Source organism: Thauera aminoaromatica S2, assembly GCF_000310185.1.
Classification (GTDB): Bacteria; Pseudomonadota; Gammaproteobacteria; order Burkholderiales; family Rhodocyclaceae; genus Thauera; species Thauera aminoaromatica.
In genome coordinates this window covers 1-1,222 of sequence record NZ_AMXD01000288.1, presented here as the reverse complement: position 1 = coordinate 1,222, position 1,222 = coordinate 1, and the positions used below count along the sequence as shown (strand labels likewise).

Below are 1,222 nucleotides of genomic sequence, written 5' to 3'. Positions count from 1 at the left end.
CCGGGTAGCGGCGCGAGCCGTCGCGCGCGAGCGGCTGGTCGGCGAGTTCGCGTCGGGTGCAGGCGCAGGGATAGGCGAGGCCGGCGGCGCACAGGCGCGCGAGCGCGGCCGCGTAGGCGTCGCCGCGTTCGCTCTGGCGCACGACCGCGCCGTCCCATTCGAAGCCGAAGCGTTCCAGCGTGGCGAGGATGCCCTCGGCAGCGCCGGGGACCGTGCGCGGGGTATCGACATCCTCGATCCGCAGCAGCCAGCGTCCGCCGTGGGCGCGCGCATCCAGGATGCTGCCGACCGCGGCGACCAGCGAGCCGAAGTGCAGCGCGCCGCTGGGCGAGGGGGCGAAGCGGCCGACGTAGCGACCGACGCAGGGGGCGGCGGGGTGGCCTGTACCGGGGCAGGGGGAAGGGAGGGGCTGCTGCATGGCGAGGATCGTATCGACCGGGCGGGCGCTTGTGCAACGCGCGGCGGCCAGATTCGCGGGACCGACATTCGAGGCCGCCGACCCGTTCGGCGGCGTCTCGCGCCAAGGGTGGCTGCGGCGCGGTATCCGGAGCCTAAGCCCCGGCTGCGGTGGATTGCGTCAGGGGGGCGGAGTGGTCGTCCCGCCATCGAGTGCATCGAACGCCGCGAAGCGCGCAGGATGCAGGCCGGCGGCGGCGAGGTCGGCGAGGTACTCGGTGGAGGCGAGGTAGGCGAGCTCGGCCTCGCGCGGGGTGGTGAGCGGATCGCAGGCGCGCAGCGCGGCGTCCACCCGGCCGGGGTGTACGTGCACCAGCGGGCGCGGGCCGGTGGCGGCGAGGAAGCGGCGCATCTTCGGCGCGAACGGGCGCTCCGTGGAAAAATCATGCAGGCCGCTGAAGCCCGCGTTGCAGGGCAGGCCGGCCTCGCGCAGGCGGCGGTGGAGCCCGCGCCCGAGGGCGGAGATGAACCAGGCCTTGTCCACCGCCTCGCGGCGTCGCAGGCAGCGCAGCGGCGGCTCGACGCAGTCGCGCACCCACACGCGGCCGCGCGGGTGGCGGCGCAGCAGCTCGGCGATCAGCGCTTCGCGCACGCCAGGCAGCACATGCACGTGCTGGTGGCCGTCCACATGGTCGGGTGCGTCGCCCCAGGCGTCCTCGAAGGCGTCGAACTGGGCGCGGATCTCGTCCGCCACGGCGTCCGCCGGCAGGCGGCGGGCGAGGGCGGCGGCGAGCAGGCGGCCGAGCGGCGGCAGGCGCTCGCCCCA

The 1,222-nt window shown here is 75.9% G+C and carries 2 protein-coding genes; both read right to left on the bottom strand.

The window, feature by feature from the left end:
- Positions 1 to 418, bottom strand: a 418-nt coding sequence (locus tag C665_RS19625) for a glutamate--tRNA ligase family protein (RefSeq protein ID WP_004330092.1), incomplete at its 3' end; no start/stop codon positions are given.
- A 159-nt stretch (positions 419 to 577) separates the two neighbouring features.
- Positions 578 to 1,222: ChbG/HpnK family deacetylase (locus tag C665_RS19620; RefSeq protein ID WP_004330090.1), on the bottom strand; the 645-nt coding region annotated here is incomplete at its 5' end.